Source organism: Ktedonospora formicarum (genome assembly GCF_016587355.1).
GTDB lineage: Bacteria > Chloroflexota > Ktedonobacteria > Ktedonobacterales > Ktedonobacteraceae > Ktedonobacter > Ktedonobacter formicarum.
Genome location: NZ_BNJF01000004.1, coordinates 573,761 through 590,414, shown reverse-complemented (window position 1 = coordinate 590,414; position 16,654 = coordinate 573,761). Strand labels below are relative to the sequence as shown.

The following is a 16,654-nucleotide window of genomic DNA, read 5'->3' as shown; positions in this document are numbered from 1 at the left end:
TTCCAGGGAGTCAGTTCTAAAAGGAGGAGGTTGACTCGGATGAGTCAGAAGACCTTGGAACGATTAGAACACCTACAACAACTGAACCGCAACAGAGAGTGGATCAACCACGACCTGTATAGGCTGATGTACAAGGAAGATCTGTACATTGTCGCCTACGAACGGATCAAGTCGAAACCAGGGAATATGACTCCTGGGACGGACGGGGAAACACTTGACGGTTTTTCCTTGAAAAGCATCCAGGAGATCATTCAGGAAATGAAAACCGAACAATTCCAATTCAAACCAGTACGACAAGAGTTTATTCCGAAATCGAATGGGAAGATGAGGAAACTCGGTATTCCAAGTGTGAGGGATAAAATCGTCCAGGAAGTCATGCGAATGATCCTGGAAACGATCTACGATAGCCCCCACGGCCCATATTTCCTGGAAACCAGCCACGGATTTCGACCAAATCGAAGCTGCCATACGGCGCTTCGTGACTTTCGGGACAAATGGACAGCGGTGAACTGGCTTATCGAAGGGGACATACGCGCCTGCTTCGATGAGCTGGATCATCAGAAACTGGTAGCCATCCTGCGAAAGAAGATCAAAGATGAGCGCTTCCTTAACCTCATCTGGAAACTTCTCAACGCCGGATACATGGACCTTCATGGAGAGAAAAAGGAAAGTCTAATAGGTTCTCCCCAGGGCGGAATCGTCAGCCCCATTCTTGCGAATGTCTATCTCCACAAACTCGACGAATTCGTGGAGGAACTACGACAGAAACAAGAAAAGGGAAAAGAGAAACGCCGGAATCAGACGTACCTTGCGCTGCAAGCCAAACGGTACAGGATGATTAAACAGAGGAGGACGCGCACCAAAGAGTTCAAAGAGATCACTCGTCAAATGAGGGCTACTCCATCGAAACAGACCAACGACCCTGAATACATCCGTGTCAGGTATCTGAGATATGCAGATGACTGGCTCATAGGTGTGTGCGGGAGCCATAGTCTGGCGGAGCAAATCAAACAAGACGTGAAAACGTACTTGCAAGACCACCTCCGACTCACGTTGAGCGAGGATAAAACCCACATTACAAACGCGAGAGCCGAAGAAGCCCTCTTCCTCGGCACCACTCTTAAAATTGGCAATGGGGGAAAAGCTAAGATTAAGCTCCAAACCTCCCCCGCGACAGGAAAAGCGTTCAAACGTCGCTCAACTGGTATGGAAACGATTATGAACGCTCCGTTGCCCAAGCTCATGAAGAGACTCACGGACAGACGTTTCTGCACGAAAGAAGGAAAACCCTTGCCAAGAACGGTTTGGATGGATCTCGACGCGGATCAGATAGTCAACCTGTATAGCGGGGTAAACCGGGGACTCCAGAATTACTATCGATTCACAGACAATTGGGCGCACATGCAGAGGATTCAGTATATTCTCCAATACTCGCTTGCAAACACTCTGGCTTGGAAATACCGAATATCCTTACCCAAAGTGTTCAAACGCTTCGGGAAAACACTGACGGTCCTGGTTCCAGGAAAAGAGGGCAAAGAGGACCGACAAGTCAGCTTCTACCTCAATTCTGACTGGAGCAAGAATCGGGAAAGCTTTCAACGAGGAAACCAGACCGATATTGATCTTGTTCAAACCATGAGGCGCCAGAGAACCCGGTCCAAATTAGGCAGAGCGTGCTGTATATGCGAAAGTACGGAGCAAAACGTCATGCACCATGTTCGTCATATCCGCAAACTCTCACACAAGCGAGAGGCCACTGGTTTTAATAGCCTACTCCGGGCTATCAACCGAAAACAGATCCCAGTATGCCATACATGTCACAGAAAGATCCACAATGGGAAATATGACGGCCTGAAATTAGGAGAACTGGCGTATATCCCGCTCTGAAAAGGGAAAGAAAAAGTAGGGACTCCTGGAGAGCCGGATGCGTGGAAACGCGCCAGTCCGGTTCGGGGGGGAACCGTTGGAAAAGGTCTTTTTCTCCACCGACAAAGGAGAAAAGGAACCTCGCTGGCGGTTTACCCTACAGGCTGTCATTCCCTCACAAACCCGCTCGCGAGAAAATCCTGTCCTCTGTCAGGATTCGCTAGTTGCGACGGAACTATGAACCCCATGATTGGAGAGAACCACACCTGGATAGGCCTTGCCCTACCCGATGGGCGTTTGCTTACCTTAACGCCAGAAAAAGCTCTGGCATTTGTCTCCTGGCTCAGCGAACAGATGAACGACTTACCTCTTGCTCTTGAGGACTGGCTCAATCAGTCAACTGCATTATGTGATCATGCTCCTCTGGAGTCCTATGCAATTGCTGACTCTTCCCCTGCGGACGGGCACTACTATTTTGTTGATTATGGCCTTGATCTTCCTGGGGATCATCTCGTGGAGTGAACGTATGGTAGAAAAGGACAACGACAGGAAGACGCTTGTTGAGCTTATTTCCTCTCTCCAGCAAGGGAGGCACGTGTGTGGGGACTTGGGAAATGGGCAGGTGGCATATGTCTTTCGCCGCGAAGAAAATGGGCATATCATCAACATCTATGGATACTGCCCTGATGATCCCTCTTCAGGCATCCTCTATGATCCTTGTGTGCTTGATGATCCTCAAGATCATGAAAGTCTGCTCTACCCCGATAGCGCCTATGAGCCGGTCTGGAGTCCATGCACCATCCCTTCCGAGCTTATGAGGCAGTTTCTGCTGAGAGCCGATGCACAGGAAGCGTGGTTTCGTGAGAATCGCGCTCGCATTCATCTCGCTTTTCTCAAGCAGCGGTACAAACACTCCGAATCTCACAACCCGGAACAGATGTGACTCTTCCCCTCTCACCGATGAGTACAGACTCAATCATTGGGGGCGTTTCGCCACATGCTTCCTCTCCGTCTTCTTTTCCAGTAGATCTCGCCTACGTTACCCTTCTGCCGAGCACTGCTGTTCCATGGGAAGCAGGAACACAACCTGCCGACTCCCAACCTCCACCCCCTCATACAATCGCACTTCGTGTGTCTGACTCTCGATCTCACCAATGGGCAGCCCTCCGCTCACGCGTGAGAAACGCGCCCATGCTCTCCCTTGCTCGGCCAATGCCTCTAATTGGGCCACTTCCCAGGGACCTGAAAAGTGGGCGACAACATTCCTTTGATGAACCACTAACCGCATAGTACCGCCTCTCTGTAACCTACCGTCGAAAACAAGCAACCTTTCATCTTCTTATTGTATCTCCTCTTGCTCTTCAGCAGAAGATACATCACTCACGTCGTATTCGCAGCTGGAGTTCCTTGGCTTGCGTTATGAGGTCTCTGACGAACAGTGAAAGGCGAAAGCTTCCTCATTCCAAACGCTGTGAAGGGAAGAGGCCCAGGCAATCAAGCGTCGCCTGGGTCTCATATGGATTGTCGTAGAATGCCTCCCTCGTCAGGTTGTGGGGTGGAGGAGATGAGCACCTGGAGCGCACCCACGTCTGATGTCACCTGGAGTTGTGAGGGACCTAAGTACACTCAACTAACTTTTTGGGCATTGGAACCAATCACTGACAGCATTTTTTCCGGGCACTGGTTAAAGCGGTCGAAGCAATCTTGGGCCGCCGTCAGCAGTGCCTGCTTGGTCTCAAACAATTCACAATGGGTAACTTCGCGACGAAAATGCCGCCAGAGCATTTCAATAGGATTGAGCCAGGGGCTATAGGTTGGCAGATAGAGCAAGATGAGCCGTCCAGCTGCCGCTCGCACAACTTCTTCCACTTCATCATCCTCATGCGTACCAGCATTATCCCAGGCGACATACATGGTTCCAGTTGGATGCTTCTCAACCAGGACTTCCAGCAACTGAGCAATCTCCTTTCGGCGCTTGCGACGCTGAAACTGGACCACCGTTTCACCCGTATGATAGTTCACAGCTCCAATGCCATAATACTTGTCCGGCTGCTTGGGCGTTGGGATCATGACCTGCCGTCCTTTTCGGCTCCACATCGCACGCAACGTTGGAAACCAACTGAGATTGAACTCGTCGGCATAATAAAAGACGTCTCCCTCTTTTAGACCGTCACGCGCCTCTTCGATCGTCTTTTTTTTTCCAGATACTCTGGATCAGGGCTACTTACTTTGTGTTGAGGACGCGAGAGCACGACCTCTCCGGCTTTGAGCACCTGACGCACGGTTTCGATGGACGCTCGAATGCCTGTTTGTTCTGCCATGTAATCGGCGAGCCGTTGCAATGTCCACATCGAATATGGCTGATCTAAGCTGCGGGGCCGACGCCGGACTGCTGCCAAGACCTGCTCTTTGTACGCTTGCGTGATCTTTGGCGGATGACCTTGACCCGTTTTTGTAGAGCCTCCACCGATTGGAGCGGAGAAAGATGGGAGATGTTTCTACGTTACATAACGTTAACGTTTCTATTATAATATGATAAAATAGAATACGTCAAACGTTACGTTTCGCTTGCTGCTCTCCGAATTTTTCATAGATAAACGGACTCATGTATCCAAGCGTTGAATGGCGTCGAAGACGATTGTAATAGATTTCCAGGTACGTGAAGAGAGCTTGCTTGGCCTCTGCGTGAGACTGATACACCGAGTCACCGACACATTCCTCCTTGAGTGTGCCAAAAAAAGACTCCATAGCAGCGTTATCCCAACAATTGCCTTTGCGCGACATACTCATGATCATCCCAGCCTGAGTAAGCTGGCTTCGATAGGCCAGACTTGTGTATTGGCTGCCTCGATCACTGTGATGCAACAGTCCTGCTTTGGGACGACGGCGGGCAAGAGCCATCTTCAAAGCATTTTCCACTAACTTTTCGGAGCATTCAGCTGACATCGACCATCCCACAACGGCTCGTGAATACAAGTCCAACATGACTGCCAAGTAGAGCCATCCTTGTATTGTGGGAATATATGTGATATCTGTGACCCATTTGGTATTGGGTGCCGTTGCTGTAAAATCACGCTCTAAGAGATTGGGAGCTACCGGATGCGTTGCATCTCTCCTGGTCGTCACCACGCGCCGCCGTTTGCGTTTGGCCTGAAGTTCTGCCTCATGCATGAGGCGAGCGACTCGTTTGCGGGAGCACTGGACTCCCCGATCTTTGAGCTCCACATGAATGCGTGGACTCCCATATCTGCCTTGATGAGAGGTAAAGACCTGCCGAATGTGATTGGTGAGCCGAGCATCTTCTCGCCTACGCTGGCAGGTTGGGCGCTTGCGCCAGGCGTAATAGCCACTTTCCGAGATATCGAGGACTCGGCACATGACCACAATGGGGAACTCTTGCTTGTTTTCTTCTATGAAATAATAGATCATTTGCTTTCCCGCGAAAAGATGCTCACCGCTTTTTTTAGTATGTCACGCTCCTGTTGTACCCTTTCGAGTTCGCGTTTGAGACGGCGATTTTCTTCTTCAAGAGCAGTTTGATGTCCACTACCCGGAAATGCATCTTTTCCGTGCTGTGCCAATTCTTTGCGCCACTGATGAATGGAGGTGTCGGAAATACCCAGCTCACGGGCTACTTGTGTAATTGATTTTCCACTTGTTTGGGCCAACCGCACTGCTTCTTCCTTAAACTCTTTTGTATAGGTTTTTTGAACCTTTGCCATTGATGATCCCTTTCCTGATTTGCTAGAGTATATCTCAGCTTTGTGGACTCTACCAAATCGGGGAAAGATCAGGAGGACCAGGCATAGGTCGATCTTTCAACCCTTCAATTCCTTCCGCCATCCAACGTTTGAGCCAGTTGCGGACCGTTTGGGTCGCTTCCCGCACAATGGGAGCAATGACCGACACTCTCAGTTGCTGTTCTCCGGCGAGCAAGATGATTTGAGCCCGGGTACGCAGTCGCGGGTCTTTTGTCGTTCGGTACAGTTTCTCTAACGCTTCCAACTCTTCTGTTGTCAGGGACGGTATCTCCAGGGGCGCTCGCATGGATCCCTCCATTTTTTCTGACAGTTTACCTCATTTCACAAAACATTGCTTGATTGTACTTAGTGCAGGTTCAGAAAAGCTCTTGTGTCATGCCTTTGAGGAGAAAGGCTTAGCCTGCCTCAAGCAAGAGTCTTCTCGGCCCAAAACAGTGCAAGCCCAATTTGACCAGGCCAAATGCGAAGCGTTACGGGCCTTGTTACATCAGAATCCCCGAACATTCGGCAAAACGACCAGTTGTTGGACCCTGGCGCTGGCCGTAGAGGTGTGCTTCGAACGAGAGTTGACAGAGAGCCAGGTGAGTATCGAAACCATTCGACTCGCGCTCAAACGGCTTGGAGTGGGCTGGCAACGAGCTAAACACTGGATCACGAGTGTGCGCCGCGTCGGTGCATATGAAATCTCCGTATGATACGGAAGAGGAAGAGAGTAAAGACCTCTAGGACAAGAGCTTACCCGGAGCCGAAAGGCAAAGGTGGACAAGAGCATGCTCAAAAAGCGGAAGATGGAAGAAGGCATGTATTCCGTAGATCCGCAAGTCCTGTGTGCATGAAACTCCGCAAGGAGGAGAGGTGAAGCTGGCCAATTGCTCAACCTAAGTTCCTGCATGATGTACATCCACATCCGTCAAACCATGTCTAAGATGACGACATCGAAAAACCGCAACCGGGCTGGTGTTGCGGCAAATCTCTCTTCGATGTGTGGCGGGTAGTGAACCCGATAAGGAACAAACAGGCACCTAAACACACTACACGTTTCATATGCGCAAAAGCGGGATCGCCTACACGTCACGAGACGCATGGCGACGGAACCCCCATAGTAAAGATTCAAAGAGCAATGACGCTTGAAGAAGAATGAAGGGGCAGCCTGCGAAGGCAGGCCAGAGTGCGTGAAAGATACCCACGCAGAGGGAAGGTATCAGGAAGTTCCTCAAGCATGGAGGTATGCGAAATGCAGGGAACCGAAAAGCTTTTAGGACTTCTCCGTGAACGAGGCAAGCAGCAAGGTATCACGTTCACGGACAGGAGACACCTGATGATGCTGGAAAGCCCGGTGCGTGGAAAGCGCGCACGCCGGGTTTGGAGGGGGCCGGTCAGAAAAAGGAGCAGCAATGCCACCTTCGCTGGCCGGCTACCCTACCCCCGATCCGGAGTATGTCAGGAAGAAAAAACGGCGGGACGCCCTGCTAGCCTTGGCCGAGCGCAGTGGATGGGAGATTGGCTACCAGGATGAGGTGTGGTGGAGCAGAGTCAGTCAACCCAGCCTGCACAGTTGGAGTGAGCAGGACGAACCGCTGCGTTTGCAGGAACTGAGCAAGGATAAGAACGATCCCGATCCCAAAGCGTTGGCCTGTTACGCAATGCTCTCTGCCACGAGTGGTCGCATGCATCTGCGCTTCGTGTCAGGCCGCCCCGTCAGCCAGGTGACCACTGATTTTCTGGAGTGGCTATGTGAGCAGGTCCAGGCACAGGGCAAACACGTGCTGGTACTGATTTGGGATAACGCTTCCTGGCATGTGAGTAAGCAGGTTAAAACCTGGCTGCGTGAGCACAATCAGACAGTGCTGCAAAAGGCTTCAACTGACACCCCTGACGTTCGCATTATCCCATGCTGGCTGCCCACCAAGAGCCCCTGGTTAAACCGAATTGAGCCAAAGTGGGCCCACGGCAAGCGCGCCATTGTCGAACCTGCTCGACTTTTGACGGCGAGAGAGGTTCGTCAGCGCGTTTGTAACTACTTTGGTTGTGAACAGGCAGAACTGCTGACACAAAAGATTTCGTGAGTGGGGCCAAGGCATTCTATGATTTACCCTACTCGCCGAGAAAATTTTCCCCGACGCCGTATGACAACAAACCCAAGCTGCTGATAAAGGCGCATGGCTCCAGGATTATTGACATTCACATCGAGGATCACTGCCTCTTTACCCTTTTCCTGCCATTTTTGCAGTGCATAGGTTGTCAATGCTGCACCAAGTCCCTGCCCTCGCCAGTTGGGATGAACCCCAACTTGAATAATATAGCCATGCTGCCCCTCGTCGGCGTTGGTGACAAACCCCACCGCCTGACCCTGGACCACTGCAAGAACGGACAGGTCGGAGCGGAAGGCAGGATCGCTAGAGGTCCAATCAACCCATTCTGCTTCACTCCAGTCAGGGAAGCCCGGTCGCTCCCGAAACGAAGCGTTATAGACGGTAAAAAAAGCATGCACTCGCTCAGGTGCCCAGTTGAGATAGGAAACCTCAAACGGAACTTTGACCTGGGGATGCGTGCGGGAGAGATCATAGCGCATGACCTCTTCAGCAAAATCCAACGTGTATCCTTTTTCCGCATAGGAGGCAATAACTTCATCAGTTACGCTTTCAGAGCGAATCTCTTCGGGGGGAACGGAATGACCTTGTACCATGATTCAACTACTTTCTTGAAAATATTTCTGTTTTTCTATGAGAAGATATGTCCCATATTACTTCATCACTTTGATGGAGGTCAACACACTTGTTCCGATTGCCAAGCATTTCCCGGCTATGTAAATAGGCGGAGCCACTTACACAAGAGCTTTTCTGAACCTGCACTAAGTACAATCAAGCAATGTTTTGTGAAATGAGGTAAACTGTCAGAAAAAATGGAGGGATCCATGCGAGCGCCCCTGGAGATACCGTCCCTGACAACAGAAGAGTTGGAAGCGTTAGAGAAACTGTACCGAACGACAAAAGACCCGCGACTGCGTACCCGGGCTCAAATCATCTTGCTCGCCGGAGAACAGCAACTGAGAGTGTCGGTCATTGCTCCCATTGTGCGGGAAGCGACCCAAACGGTCCGCAACTGGCTCAAACGTTGGATGGCGGAAGGAATTGAAGGGTTGAAAGATCGACCTATGCCTGGTCCTCCGCCAAAGATCACGCAAGCGTACAAAGAGCAGGTCTTGGCAGCAGTCCGGCGTCGGCCCCGCAGCTTAGATCAGCCATATTCGATGTGGACATTGCAACGGCTCGCCGATTACATGGCAGAACAAACAGGCATTCGAGCGTCCATCGAAACCGTGCGTCAGGTGCTCAAAGCCGGAGAGGTCGTGCTCTCGCGTCCTCAACACAAAGTAAGTAGCCCTGATCCAGAGTATCTGGAAAAAAAAAGACGATCGAAGAGGCGCGTGACGGTCTAAAAGAGGGAGACGTCTTTTATTATGCCGACGAGTTCAATCTCAGTTGGTTTCCAACGTTGCGTGCGATGTGGAGCCGAAAAGGACGGCAGGTCATGATCCCAACGCCCAAGCAGCCGGACAAGTATTATGGCATTGGAGCTGTGAACTATCATACGGGTGAAACGGTGGTCCAGTTTCAGCGTCGCAAGCGCCGAAAGGAGATTGCTCAGTTGCTGGAAGTCCTGGTTGAGAAGCATCCAACTGGAACCATGTATGTCGCCTGGGATAATGCTGGTACGCATGAGGATGATGAAGTGGAAGAAGTTGTGCGAGCGGCAGCTGGACGGCTCATCTTGCTCTATCTGCCAACCTATAGCCCCTGGCTCAATCCTATTGAAATGCTCTGGCGGCATTTTCGTCGCGAAGTTACCCATTGTGAATTGTTTGAGACCAAGCAGGCACTGCTGACGGCGGCCCAAGATTGCTTCGACCGCTTTAACCAGTGCCCGGAAAAAATGCTGTCAGTGATTGGTTCCAATGCCCAAAAAGTTAGTTGAGTGTACTTAGTGGGTCATTTGCCAACTCCGTCGATGTTAGCGACATGCTTGTAGAAGCGCACGGAACGAATCCGTTGTGGGAGGACATACAGGGGTGTCGCTCCCGATCCCCCCAGACGATGGCGGCGTGCGTAAGCCCGATCACGGCGGGCATGCCGCTTCCCTCCCCAGAGGAATGGAGTAGGATGACGATTCCACCCAGCAATGGCCTCGCGGAGCCAATCTTTGAGGATCTCCACATCATAGATGTGATGTCCCTCCAACGCCCGCCGCACAATGATGCGTTGGACCGATTCAGCCATGTTGAGCCAGGAACCGGCATTGGGCGTATAGAACAAGCAAATGCCGTGTTCAGCGCACCACTGGACCAGATCATGGCTCCGATGACCCATCAGGTTATCCAAGATCAACAAGACGCGAATGGGCGGAAAGAAGCGGTCGAGTTGGTCTGCAGATGGATAGAAATCCCAATCTTGCCACCGGCACCCCTCCTGCACTTGCTCTGGAGCAGGTGGACACTGTTTGAGGATCGTTGCCAGTTCCTTTTTGAGCCAGGGATGTAAGATGGCATGAGCACTGGTATCAACGGGCTCCGCATGTAATTCTCCAGTTGCTGGTCGAAACAGTGTTAAGAATTTGGCGGTTTTGCCCCGAATGTATTGATGGTCCTGGCGCATCGGATCACCTTCTTGACTCCAGGAGGTGCCAGAAAGAGGAATGGTTTGATAGGGTCCGGCTTCATCTTCGCACCAGACCTGGAACCCCAATTGCTCTCCAAGCAGATAGGCTCGTTCAATCAGCGTTTTTTTTGCTGGAGATACGGATCTTCACTTTGCTCAACCGTTCCATCTAGGCGTTTTCGTAAGGTGATTCCAGTCTTGCACCAGGTTCGGCTCTTCTGCCACGAGTAGCCGGCTTCATGCAACGTATGCAGAAGAGTGAATGTGCTCACCTCTGGGAAACCGTCTGGAGCTTGACGGAGTGCCCGTTGCAGGAGAGACAGGGACCAGGTCGCCGTACCATCTGCTTCTCGATCCGGTGGCCGCCAGACTTCCTGAAGGATTCTCGCCTTCTCTCCTGTTCCGTAGGTAGCAGGGCGCCCAGATCGCGGCTGATCGTCCAGCGCCATCAAGCCTTGGGTGTTAAAACGCCGGATAAGCTTACTCACGGTTTCATAGCCATGCCAACCCGCTTGCCGGGCTGCTTCTGTTCGGCTCAGTCCCTCTGCTACGGCGAGAAGAGCGACGGCTCGTTGATGACGGCGGAGTGATTCACTTGTGGCTCGTTTGACTCGATGGAGTTCCTTTTGCTCTTCCTGGGTAAATGGGCGGAGAGGCTCGACAGGAGGATGTGGCATGAGAGACTTCCTTTGTTTTTTGTTTAGCTTGCCACAACATCGATGGAATTGGCAAATGACCCACTAGTAGATGCGGGTATAGCATTGTCCCCTGCTTTTCTCTCGAAGGTGACTACAATCCGTTATCCGAAACTTCCCCAAAGAGGGACAAGCCATATCTGGCGTTCGGTTCCTGCTTCAACGAACAACCTGCCTGGATCTCCCAGGTCTTACAGGATCTCCACAGGCGTACATTCCGGTGTCACTCACCGTACAAGGAGCAATTCTCGCAGAAACGAGGGACGAACGCAAGAGCAACAGATGTCAACGGAAAGGGAGACTTGTCCACTCTTCAAGAAACTTGTTTTAACCCTTTGATTCCATGTAATTGTGTCCTTACCTCCACCGCCTCCATCAGTTCTGGGGGGTGATATTGGTATCCCAGGGAAGCTTGCTTTGCCCATATGCCTCCCTGAAACGGCCATGCGGAGCTGATCGATCCACAGGATCGCGAGAAAATGATGATATAAATAAGGCCTCCTTTTAGTGAGAGGGCGCTTCCGGCTTGAGGAAATTCATGGAGTAGAGCCAGCGATTGCCTCTACAATGCTCTTTGACAAATCCGACTGCTTGTGCTAGAGAACGAACCTGTTCCTGGCGTTGATAATGTGGATCGAGAAAGCCTTCTGTGATACAAAGGACGCCTCCTGGCTTGAGAGCCTGAAAGATCTCAGCGAGCGCTGCCTCACGATTGGATATCTCACCAAGAACGGCGAAGAGGAGGGCGCGATCAAACGCTTCATGGGGAAGCTTGCCCTCTCCTGCCCCGGTTCGTATGATGCGGACGTTCTTGAAAGAAGCCTTCTGCAGACGTTGTTCGGCTCGCTGGAGCTTCCCAGCCTGAAGGTCGATCCCCAAGACCTCTCCAGTTGAGCCTACCCGCTGTGCCATGGGGAGCGTATATCTGCCGGAGCCACATCCGACATCGAGCACGTGCATGCCAGACTGGAGGGCGAGCTGCTTCTTCGTCAAGCGGTTCCCTGCATTGATGAGCAGTAACCAAGCCATGGCATAGCCACCGAGCGCAACGATGACGACAAGGGCAAGGAGAAGAGCGATTGCTACCAAGGGTGTCATAGTTGATCCTCACTTCAGAGAGACGCATGGCATGTAGACCGTTTACATCTTTTCCTTGAAAGATACGTCCCAGAAGAGAGCGGGTTACAGATGTGACGATGTTGGTTGGGCAGCCGATACACCACGGTGCTGCAAGTTGGCTGGCTTGGTCATGGTTCTCTACTTGCCCTAGGAAGGGCGGCGTCTTCTACTATAGAGAGGCCAGAAGTTTCAATAGACCTCCTTTAGTGGCATCTTTCCCTTTTTCAAAAAGGCAGTCAGTGGATGCCAAAGAGCTAGAACATGGTGGCGGTTACTGCTATAGCGAGAGTTGCTCTACCGATCGCCTGAAGCGAGGTGCGCTCCTCTAGCTTCCAGCGTGCCCAGGCGATTAGTACCACCAAGGGCAAGAGCAAAAGATCTATCAGGCTGACGAGCAAGCACCAGACCATTACCATATCTGCTGCTGAGTCGACGTGCAGGCTGATCTTGTATTTTGCTCCCTGTATGATCAATGTCGTCAACGAGAACGCTATGATGACTGCCACAAGTGTCGCCACCAACTGACGCGAAGCAGGCAGCAAGAGCAACCTAGCCAGCATGCTTCTCAAAGCTATCAGGCAGATCAGCAGCGGAACCAGACGCTCTGTGTGACGGCTAACGTGGGATCCGGTCCACTTCCTCCTTATTCCCCACCAGAGAGACCCAAAAGGCGCAAGCAGACCCACTCCGATGATAATGAGCCACTCTGTCGCAGCGGGCGGTGGAGAACGGCAACGTAGCCCAACACGTAAAGACCAACGACAAACGGACTGCCGACCTGACTGAGCTAGTAGGCGAAACAGTCACCAGTGGTGCATCAAAGATGCAAGCTCTTTTTCGGCTTTCTCATGTGGATCAGTCAAAGATGCCATCTGTACCTCCTGGACAGAGCTGCTGCACATGTTGATCACTGCTGGTCGCAAATCTCTGTATGCGTGCGTTTTAGCCCTCTAGAATGCGGATTTCTGTAATTCCGCGAGCTCGCGAGCAAACGTCGAGCGCAAGGCAGTCAGACGGGGATCAGTACTTCTCTGGGAGGAGTTGAGCCATGCTTGCCAGGTTGAGACTGCGCTCGCCAGATGCCCTTGTCCATTCGTAAATTGAACAGCAATAGCTGCCAACTCGGCACAGGTCTTGCGACGGTGGGCCACCTCGGAATTAGTATCGTTCTGTGGCTGAGCAAGCACCTGCCAGCCAGCAGCAAGATCAGCTAGCGTTACGCCGTCAGGAAGGAGTGTGCGCAGATATCGATGCATCCCTGCCTGGTGCTGCGCACGACCCTCTGGGTGCATTTGCTGTATGACTGCCTCAAGAAAGTGTTCAAACGATAGATCCTGAGACGAAACGCTTTCGTGAGCCGAATCATTTGCCGGGAATGCGTGTTTTTTCTGCCAGCGAGAGTTCCAGGATATGGAACTCTCCTGAGACGAGGTGTGTAATGGATCACTCATCAGGATGCTCCTTTCCTCTTGTGAGGAAGACGTGAAGAGGAACAATGAACTGCGTTTTGGGGAAGGCACAAGCATCCCAGAATCTGGGTCTTGCTATCAGGGGCTCAATGGTTTCCGCTGCCAAGAGCATGTATAAGCTCCTTTGCAAATTCGATGGGATGTGCCATGAAGCCAAGGTGTCCGCCAGGCAAGTTGACAATCTCACGACCCAACTGTTTCGCGAGTATCTTGCTCGCTTGGTAGGACACCTTGCCCTGGGCATCATGTCCTCCGACGAGCATAATCTGCCTCGTGTGCGCTCTAAGCACAGCGAGATCAAACGCAACCCGTGGATATTGGCGCAGTTCGTGTTCCAACCAATAGACCGTGTTCGTCATGGTGTACGCATTCGCGTGCTTTGCTCTCGCGTGCTCCATCACCTGGCGGTCTGTGTCTCCAACAACGGCGCTCGCAAATTGGTGCAGAGCGTTGGAAACCCCATCTTTACGGTAGGTGTCGTAGACCCCGTCGAAAAAGGCCCACCATTCGGATGCATCAGGCAACAGTGAAACGACTGGCGGCTCATGGGCGACCACTGTCTGGACCAGCTTGGGATACTGGGTCAGGACTTCGAGTGCGACAATCGCTCCCGAGCTATTGCCAAAGACGATTGCCGGTTGGTTCGTCAGGTGTTCGATCAAGCGTCGGGCATCATCGGCATCGGTCGAGAGCCGGTGATCATAGTCCTGGGGCCCGTCGAGCCGACTGCGAGAGAAACCGCGACGGTCGTAGGTGAGCACCTGATACTGGGAGTTCAGTTCGCGTGCAAGTGGGCGGAAGACCTCTCCCACGCCAGCTGCTCCTGGGATCAGGATGAAGAGCGGCCCCGAGCCGCTCACCTCATACGATATCTGCGCACCAGGAGCTTTGAGAATACTCATGCTCGTTCCTTCCTTTGTCGAGGCACACAAGCCATCGTTCGATATGTGCTTGCAACAATACATTTTTATGAGCAGGTTGCATGTCCCTAGTATGCAGTGCGCCAGGGACGGAGGAAACTGCCGGGCATACGGGATGGATGATCACTGCAGGGCCTCCTTTGGGGTGACCAGATCGTCTTCTGTGAAGTTTGTTGGCTGGATCTTGCTGCCTTCGGGTGGCTGCACTATCTCGTGTAGTTTGCTCATCGCTGCGCCTACAGTTGCGACCTCTTGGCGCTGTTCGCGCAGCTGATGTAGCCCGTACCGAGTCATGCCCCGTGGTTTATACACTGAGAGTGTTGTGAGGACGAGCAGTACGATCAGGGCAGCGCTGGAGGCAACCACCATTTGGATTTGCTCCCTGCGGAAATCAGCGCTGAACGCAGTCGTCTTGACTGCGACCTCTGCCAGCAGATCAATGGGTTGCGTATGTACCAGCAAGATGATGGTGGCAACAATGGTGATCAGGAGTTTGACCAGAACCCAATAGTACTGAATTAAGCCCCACTTCGTGCCCAGCGATGAAACAATCCCACTGAGCAACGAAGCGAAGGCGAAGGGGACGATGACGAACCAGGTGGTCACTTCCATCGTGAGCGAGGTGGCTCGTACCATCTCTCGATCCTGGCTGATCAGGCCAGCGATAGCAAGCGCCTGGAAGGCGGCAACTGCTCCGAACCAGCCAATCGAGCACGTGACATGCGCGGTGAGCGCGAACTTGCGGAGGCCAGGGGCCATGATCATAGCGGAAGTCCTCCGTGGGTGCTGATCGGTATGTTGATCGACATATGCATGTGGTTGCCAAAGCCATTGCCGGTGAGATGCAGGATCACAAACAGCACGACCAAGATGATGACAATGATCACAAACACTTTCACCCAGCGTGGGGCGCCAGTGGTCGATCCGTGATCGGGTTTCCTCCGGGGGGTATCGCCAATGGGACTGTTGGCGTGAGGGTCAGGATGGATGTCTGCCATGGGTTTTGCTCCTCTGTCATGTGGTGTCTACAAAATTTTTCAGTGAGAGATTCTCCTCTTGGAGAGGGCCGATCTCTCCGTACGACATTGAGTATAGCAATGGTTTATGGACAGAAGATGAACGGAATCTCATGGTCTGTCAGGTGTCTTTATCCTGTCGGGAGCGAGAGGGAGAGTAAACGTAAAGATTGTCCCATTCTCTACCTCACTCTTCACGTCAATGGGACTGTGATGGAGATCGAGGATGTGCTTCACAATGGACAAGCCCAACCCTGTACCAGCCCTTTGGGTTCGGGCTCTATCTGCTTTATAAAATCGTTCCCAGATAGAGGCCATCTCCTCTTGCCTGATTCCTGGTCCGTGATCGCGAATAGCAATCACCGCCTGTGCGCGTGTTTGCACGATCACGTCGACTGAACTCTGGGGTGAGGAGAATTGAATGGCATTGTGCAGCAAATTGACGATCACTTGATCAATCCGATCTGGATCTGCGTAGACGTAGATATCTTGGGCTTCGTCAGAGAGGATGTCCACCGTAACCTGTTTTTTCACCCAGGCAGGTTCCATGCGAGCCACGACCTGACGAACCAGCTCCGACACATTGAAGCGAACGGAGTGGATTTCCAACTGTCCCGCTTCTATTCGGGCCATATCGAGAAGATCGTTGACTAACTTGATCATGCGCTCGGTTTGCTCTTGCATTACCATAAGCGAAGAGCGCTTTCGTTCATTGGGGATCGCATCATCGAGAAACGCTGTAACGAAGCCGTGAAGCGAGGTCAGCGGGGAACGTAAATCGTGGGAAACATTGGCCACAAAATCCCTTCTCAACTGATCCGTACTGCCCAACTCCTGGACCATATAATTGAACGTCTCCCCTAATGCTCCCAGCTCATCATGTGTCTTGATGGTGACACGTTGATCAAAGTCTCCTTGAGCGATACGGAGTGCCACCTGCTTCATTTCCCGCAGTGGGGCAGTCATCCGTTGCGAAAGATAGTACACAACGCCACCAGTCATGGTCAGAGAAAGCAGAGAAGCCAGAGCAAATAAGCCCGCTATTTGGGAGAGGTCTGAATGAAGATGCATCGTTGCGAGTGTTGTCTGGAACAAAATGTAAGAGGCAAGAGCAAGTATGAAATGGGATATCAGTAATACAGCGATACTCGTG

Annotated in this window: 21 protein-coding genes and 1 pseudogene; 7 read left to right on the top strand and 15 right to left on the bottom strand. The window is 52.1% G+C overall.

The window, feature by feature from the left end; translation table 11 throughout:
* Positions 1-39: 39 nt before the first annotated feature.
* The 3 genes from K3T82_RS34285 (at position 40) to K3T82_RS34275 (ending at position 2,809) form a co-directional block, all read left to right on the top strand.
* Entirely contained in the window at positions 40-1,887 is a 1,848-nt protein-coding gene (locus K3T82_RS34285; protein ID WP_220197999.1) for a reverse transcriptase/maturase family protein, read from the top strand.
* 225 nt (positions 1,888-2,112) lie between these two features.
* Positions 2,113-2,388, top strand: a complete 276-nt coding sequence (locus tag K3T82_RS34280) for a hypothetical protein (protein WP_220197998.1) — start codon at positions 2,113-2,115, stop codon at positions 2,386-2,388.
* 4 nt (positions 2,389-2,392) lie between these two features.
* A complete protein-coding gene (locus tag K3T82_RS34275) occupies positions 2,393-2,809 on the top strand; it encodes a hypothetical protein (RefSeq protein WP_220197997.1) in 417 nt (138 codons plus the stop codon).
* A gap of 96 nt (positions 2,810-2,905) precedes the next feature.
* On the opposite strand, the gene K3T82_RS34270 is transcribed toward K3T82_RS34275, so the two are convergent.
* The 5 genes and pseudogenes from K3T82_RS34270 to K3T82_RS34250 all read right to left on the bottom strand — a co-directional run bounded on the left by K3T82_RS34270 (position 2,906) and on the right by K3T82_RS34250 (position 5,913).
* Positions 2,906-3,154: a transcriptional regulator gene (locus tag K3T82_RS34270; RefSeq protein WP_220197996.1), complete on the bottom strand. Its 249-nt coding sequence runs from the start codon at positions 3,152-3,154 to the stop codon at positions 2,906-2,908.
* A 338-nt stretch (positions 3,155-3,492) separates the two neighbouring features.
* Positions 3,493-4,053 carry an IS630 family transposase gene (locus K3T82_RS34265; RefSeq protein WP_220197484.1) on the bottom strand — a complete coding sequence of 187 codons (561 nt, stop codon included), beginning with the start codon at positions 4,051-4,053 and terminating at the stop codon, positions 3,493-3,495.
* The gene (locus K3T82_RS34260) at positions 4,029-4,337 is read right to left on the bottom strand and encodes a helix-turn-helix domain-containing protein (RefSeq protein WP_220198360.1); all 309 of its coding nucleotides are present in this window, start codon (positions 4,335-4,337) and stop codon (positions 4,029-4,031) included. Before K3T82_RS34260 ends, K3T82_RS34265 begins: the two co-directional genes overlap by 25 nt.
* Before the next feature lie 79 nt (positions 4,338-4,416).
* Positions 4,417-5,588: pseudogene (locus tag K3T82_RS34255) on the bottom strand (IS3 family transposase).
* A gap of 49 nt (positions 5,589-5,637) precedes the next feature.
* The gene (locus K3T82_RS34250) at positions 5,638-5,913 is read right to left on the bottom strand and encodes a helix-turn-helix domain-containing protein (protein ID WP_220197994.1); all 276 of its coding nucleotides are present in this window, start codon (positions 5,911-5,913) and stop codon (positions 5,638-5,640) included.
* On the opposite strand from K3T82_RS34250, the gene K3T82_RS34245 reads away from it, so the two are divergent.
* Positions 5,912-6,322: a COG3415 family protein gene (locus tag K3T82_RS34245; RefSeq protein ID WP_236031744.1), complete on the top strand. Its 411-nt coding sequence runs from the start codon at positions 5,912-5,914 to the stop codon at positions 6,320-6,322. The two genes, K3T82_RS34250 and K3T82_RS34245, sit on opposite strands and share 2 nt — an antisense overlap.
* A 699-nt stretch (positions 6,323-7,021) precedes the next feature.
* Positions 7,022-7,693, top strand: a complete 672-nt coding sequence (locus K3T82_RS34240) for a transposase (RefSeq protein WP_236031743.1) — start codon at positions 7,022-7,024, stop codon at positions 7,691-7,693.
* 23 nt (positions 7,694-7,716) lie between these two features.
* On the opposite strand, the gene K3T82_RS34235 is transcribed toward K3T82_RS34240, so the two are convergent.
* A complete protein-coding gene (locus K3T82_RS34235) occupies positions 7,717-8,313 on the bottom strand; it encodes a GNAT family N-acetyltransferase (RefSeq protein ID WP_220197993.1) in 597 nt (198 codons plus the stop codon).
* 228 nt (positions 8,314-8,541) lie between these two features.
* Between K3T82_RS34235 and K3T82_RS34230 the strand changes: the two genes are divergently transcribed.
* Complete coding sequence (locus K3T82_RS34230; protein WP_220197992.1) at positions 8,542-9,066, top strand: helix-turn-helix domain-containing protein; 525 nt, start codon at positions 8,542-8,544, stop codon at positions 9,064-9,066.
* Positions 9,042-9,602, top strand: coding sequence for an IS630 family transposase (locus K3T82_RS34225; protein WP_220197484.1), 561 nt, complete (start codon positions 9,042-9,044; stop codon positions 9,600-9,602). The genes K3T82_RS34230 and K3T82_RS34225 overlap by 25 nt, the downstream gene beginning before the upstream one ends.
* A gap of 14 nt (positions 9,603-9,616) precedes the next feature.
* Here K3T82_RS34225 and K3T82_RS34220 read toward each other — a convergent pair whose 3' ends face one another.
* From K3T82_RS34220 to K3T82_RS34180, 9 genes are all read right to left on the bottom strand, one after another.
* Positions 9,617-10,369 carry a transposase gene (locus K3T82_RS34220; protein ID WP_220197991.1) on the bottom strand — a complete coding sequence of 251 codons (753 nt, stop codon included), beginning with the start codon at positions 10,367-10,369 and terminating at the stop codon, positions 9,617-9,619.
* A gap of 29 nt (positions 10,370-10,398) precedes the next feature.
* Positions 10,399-10,959, bottom strand: coding sequence for a helix-turn-helix domain-containing protein (locus K3T82_RS34215; RefSeq protein WP_220197990.1), 561 nt, complete (start codon positions 10,957-10,959; stop codon positions 10,399-10,401).
* A 522-nt stretch (positions 10,960-11,481) separates the two neighbouring features.
* Complete coding sequence (locus K3T82_RS34210) at positions 11,482-12,075, bottom strand: class I SAM-dependent methyltransferase (protein ID WP_220197989.1); 594 nt, start codon at positions 12,073-12,075, stop codon at positions 11,482-11,484.
* Positions 12,076-12,350: 275 nt separating this feature from the next.
* On the bottom strand, positions 12,351-12,656 hold the full coding sequence (locus tag K3T82_RS34205; RefSeq protein ID WP_220197988.1) for a hypothetical protein: 306 nt from the start codon (positions 12,654-12,656) through the stop codon (positions 12,351-12,353).
* 390 nt (positions 12,657-13,046) lie between these two features.
* Positions 13,047-13,547, bottom strand: coding sequence for a hypothetical protein (locus tag K3T82_RS34200; RefSeq protein ID WP_220197987.1), 501 nt, complete (start codon positions 13,545-13,547; stop codon positions 13,047-13,049).
* 104 nt (positions 13,548-13,651) lie between these two features.
* Positions 13,652-14,467, bottom strand: coding sequence for an alpha/beta fold hydrolase (locus tag K3T82_RS34195; protein WP_220197986.1), 816 nt, complete (start codon positions 14,465-14,467; stop codon positions 13,652-13,654).
* Between the two features lie 141 nt (positions 14,468-14,608).
* Complete coding sequence (locus tag K3T82_RS34190) at positions 14,609-15,250, bottom strand: hypothetical protein (RefSeq protein ID WP_220197985.1); 642 nt, start codon at positions 15,248-15,250, stop codon at positions 14,609-14,611.
* Positions 15,247-15,483, bottom strand: a complete 237-nt coding sequence (locus K3T82_RS34185) for a hypothetical protein (protein ID WP_220197984.1) — start codon at positions 15,481-15,483, stop codon at positions 15,247-15,249. The genes K3T82_RS34190 and K3T82_RS34185 overlap by 4 nt, the downstream gene beginning before the upstream one ends.
* A gap of 129 nt (positions 15,484-15,612) precedes the next feature.
* On the bottom strand, positions 15,613-16,572 hold the full coding sequence (locus K3T82_RS34180; protein ID WP_220197983.1) for a HAMP domain-containing sensor histidine kinase: 960 nt from the start codon (positions 16,570-16,572) through the stop codon (positions 15,613-15,615).
* Positions 16,573-16,654: the final 82 nt, after the last annotated feature.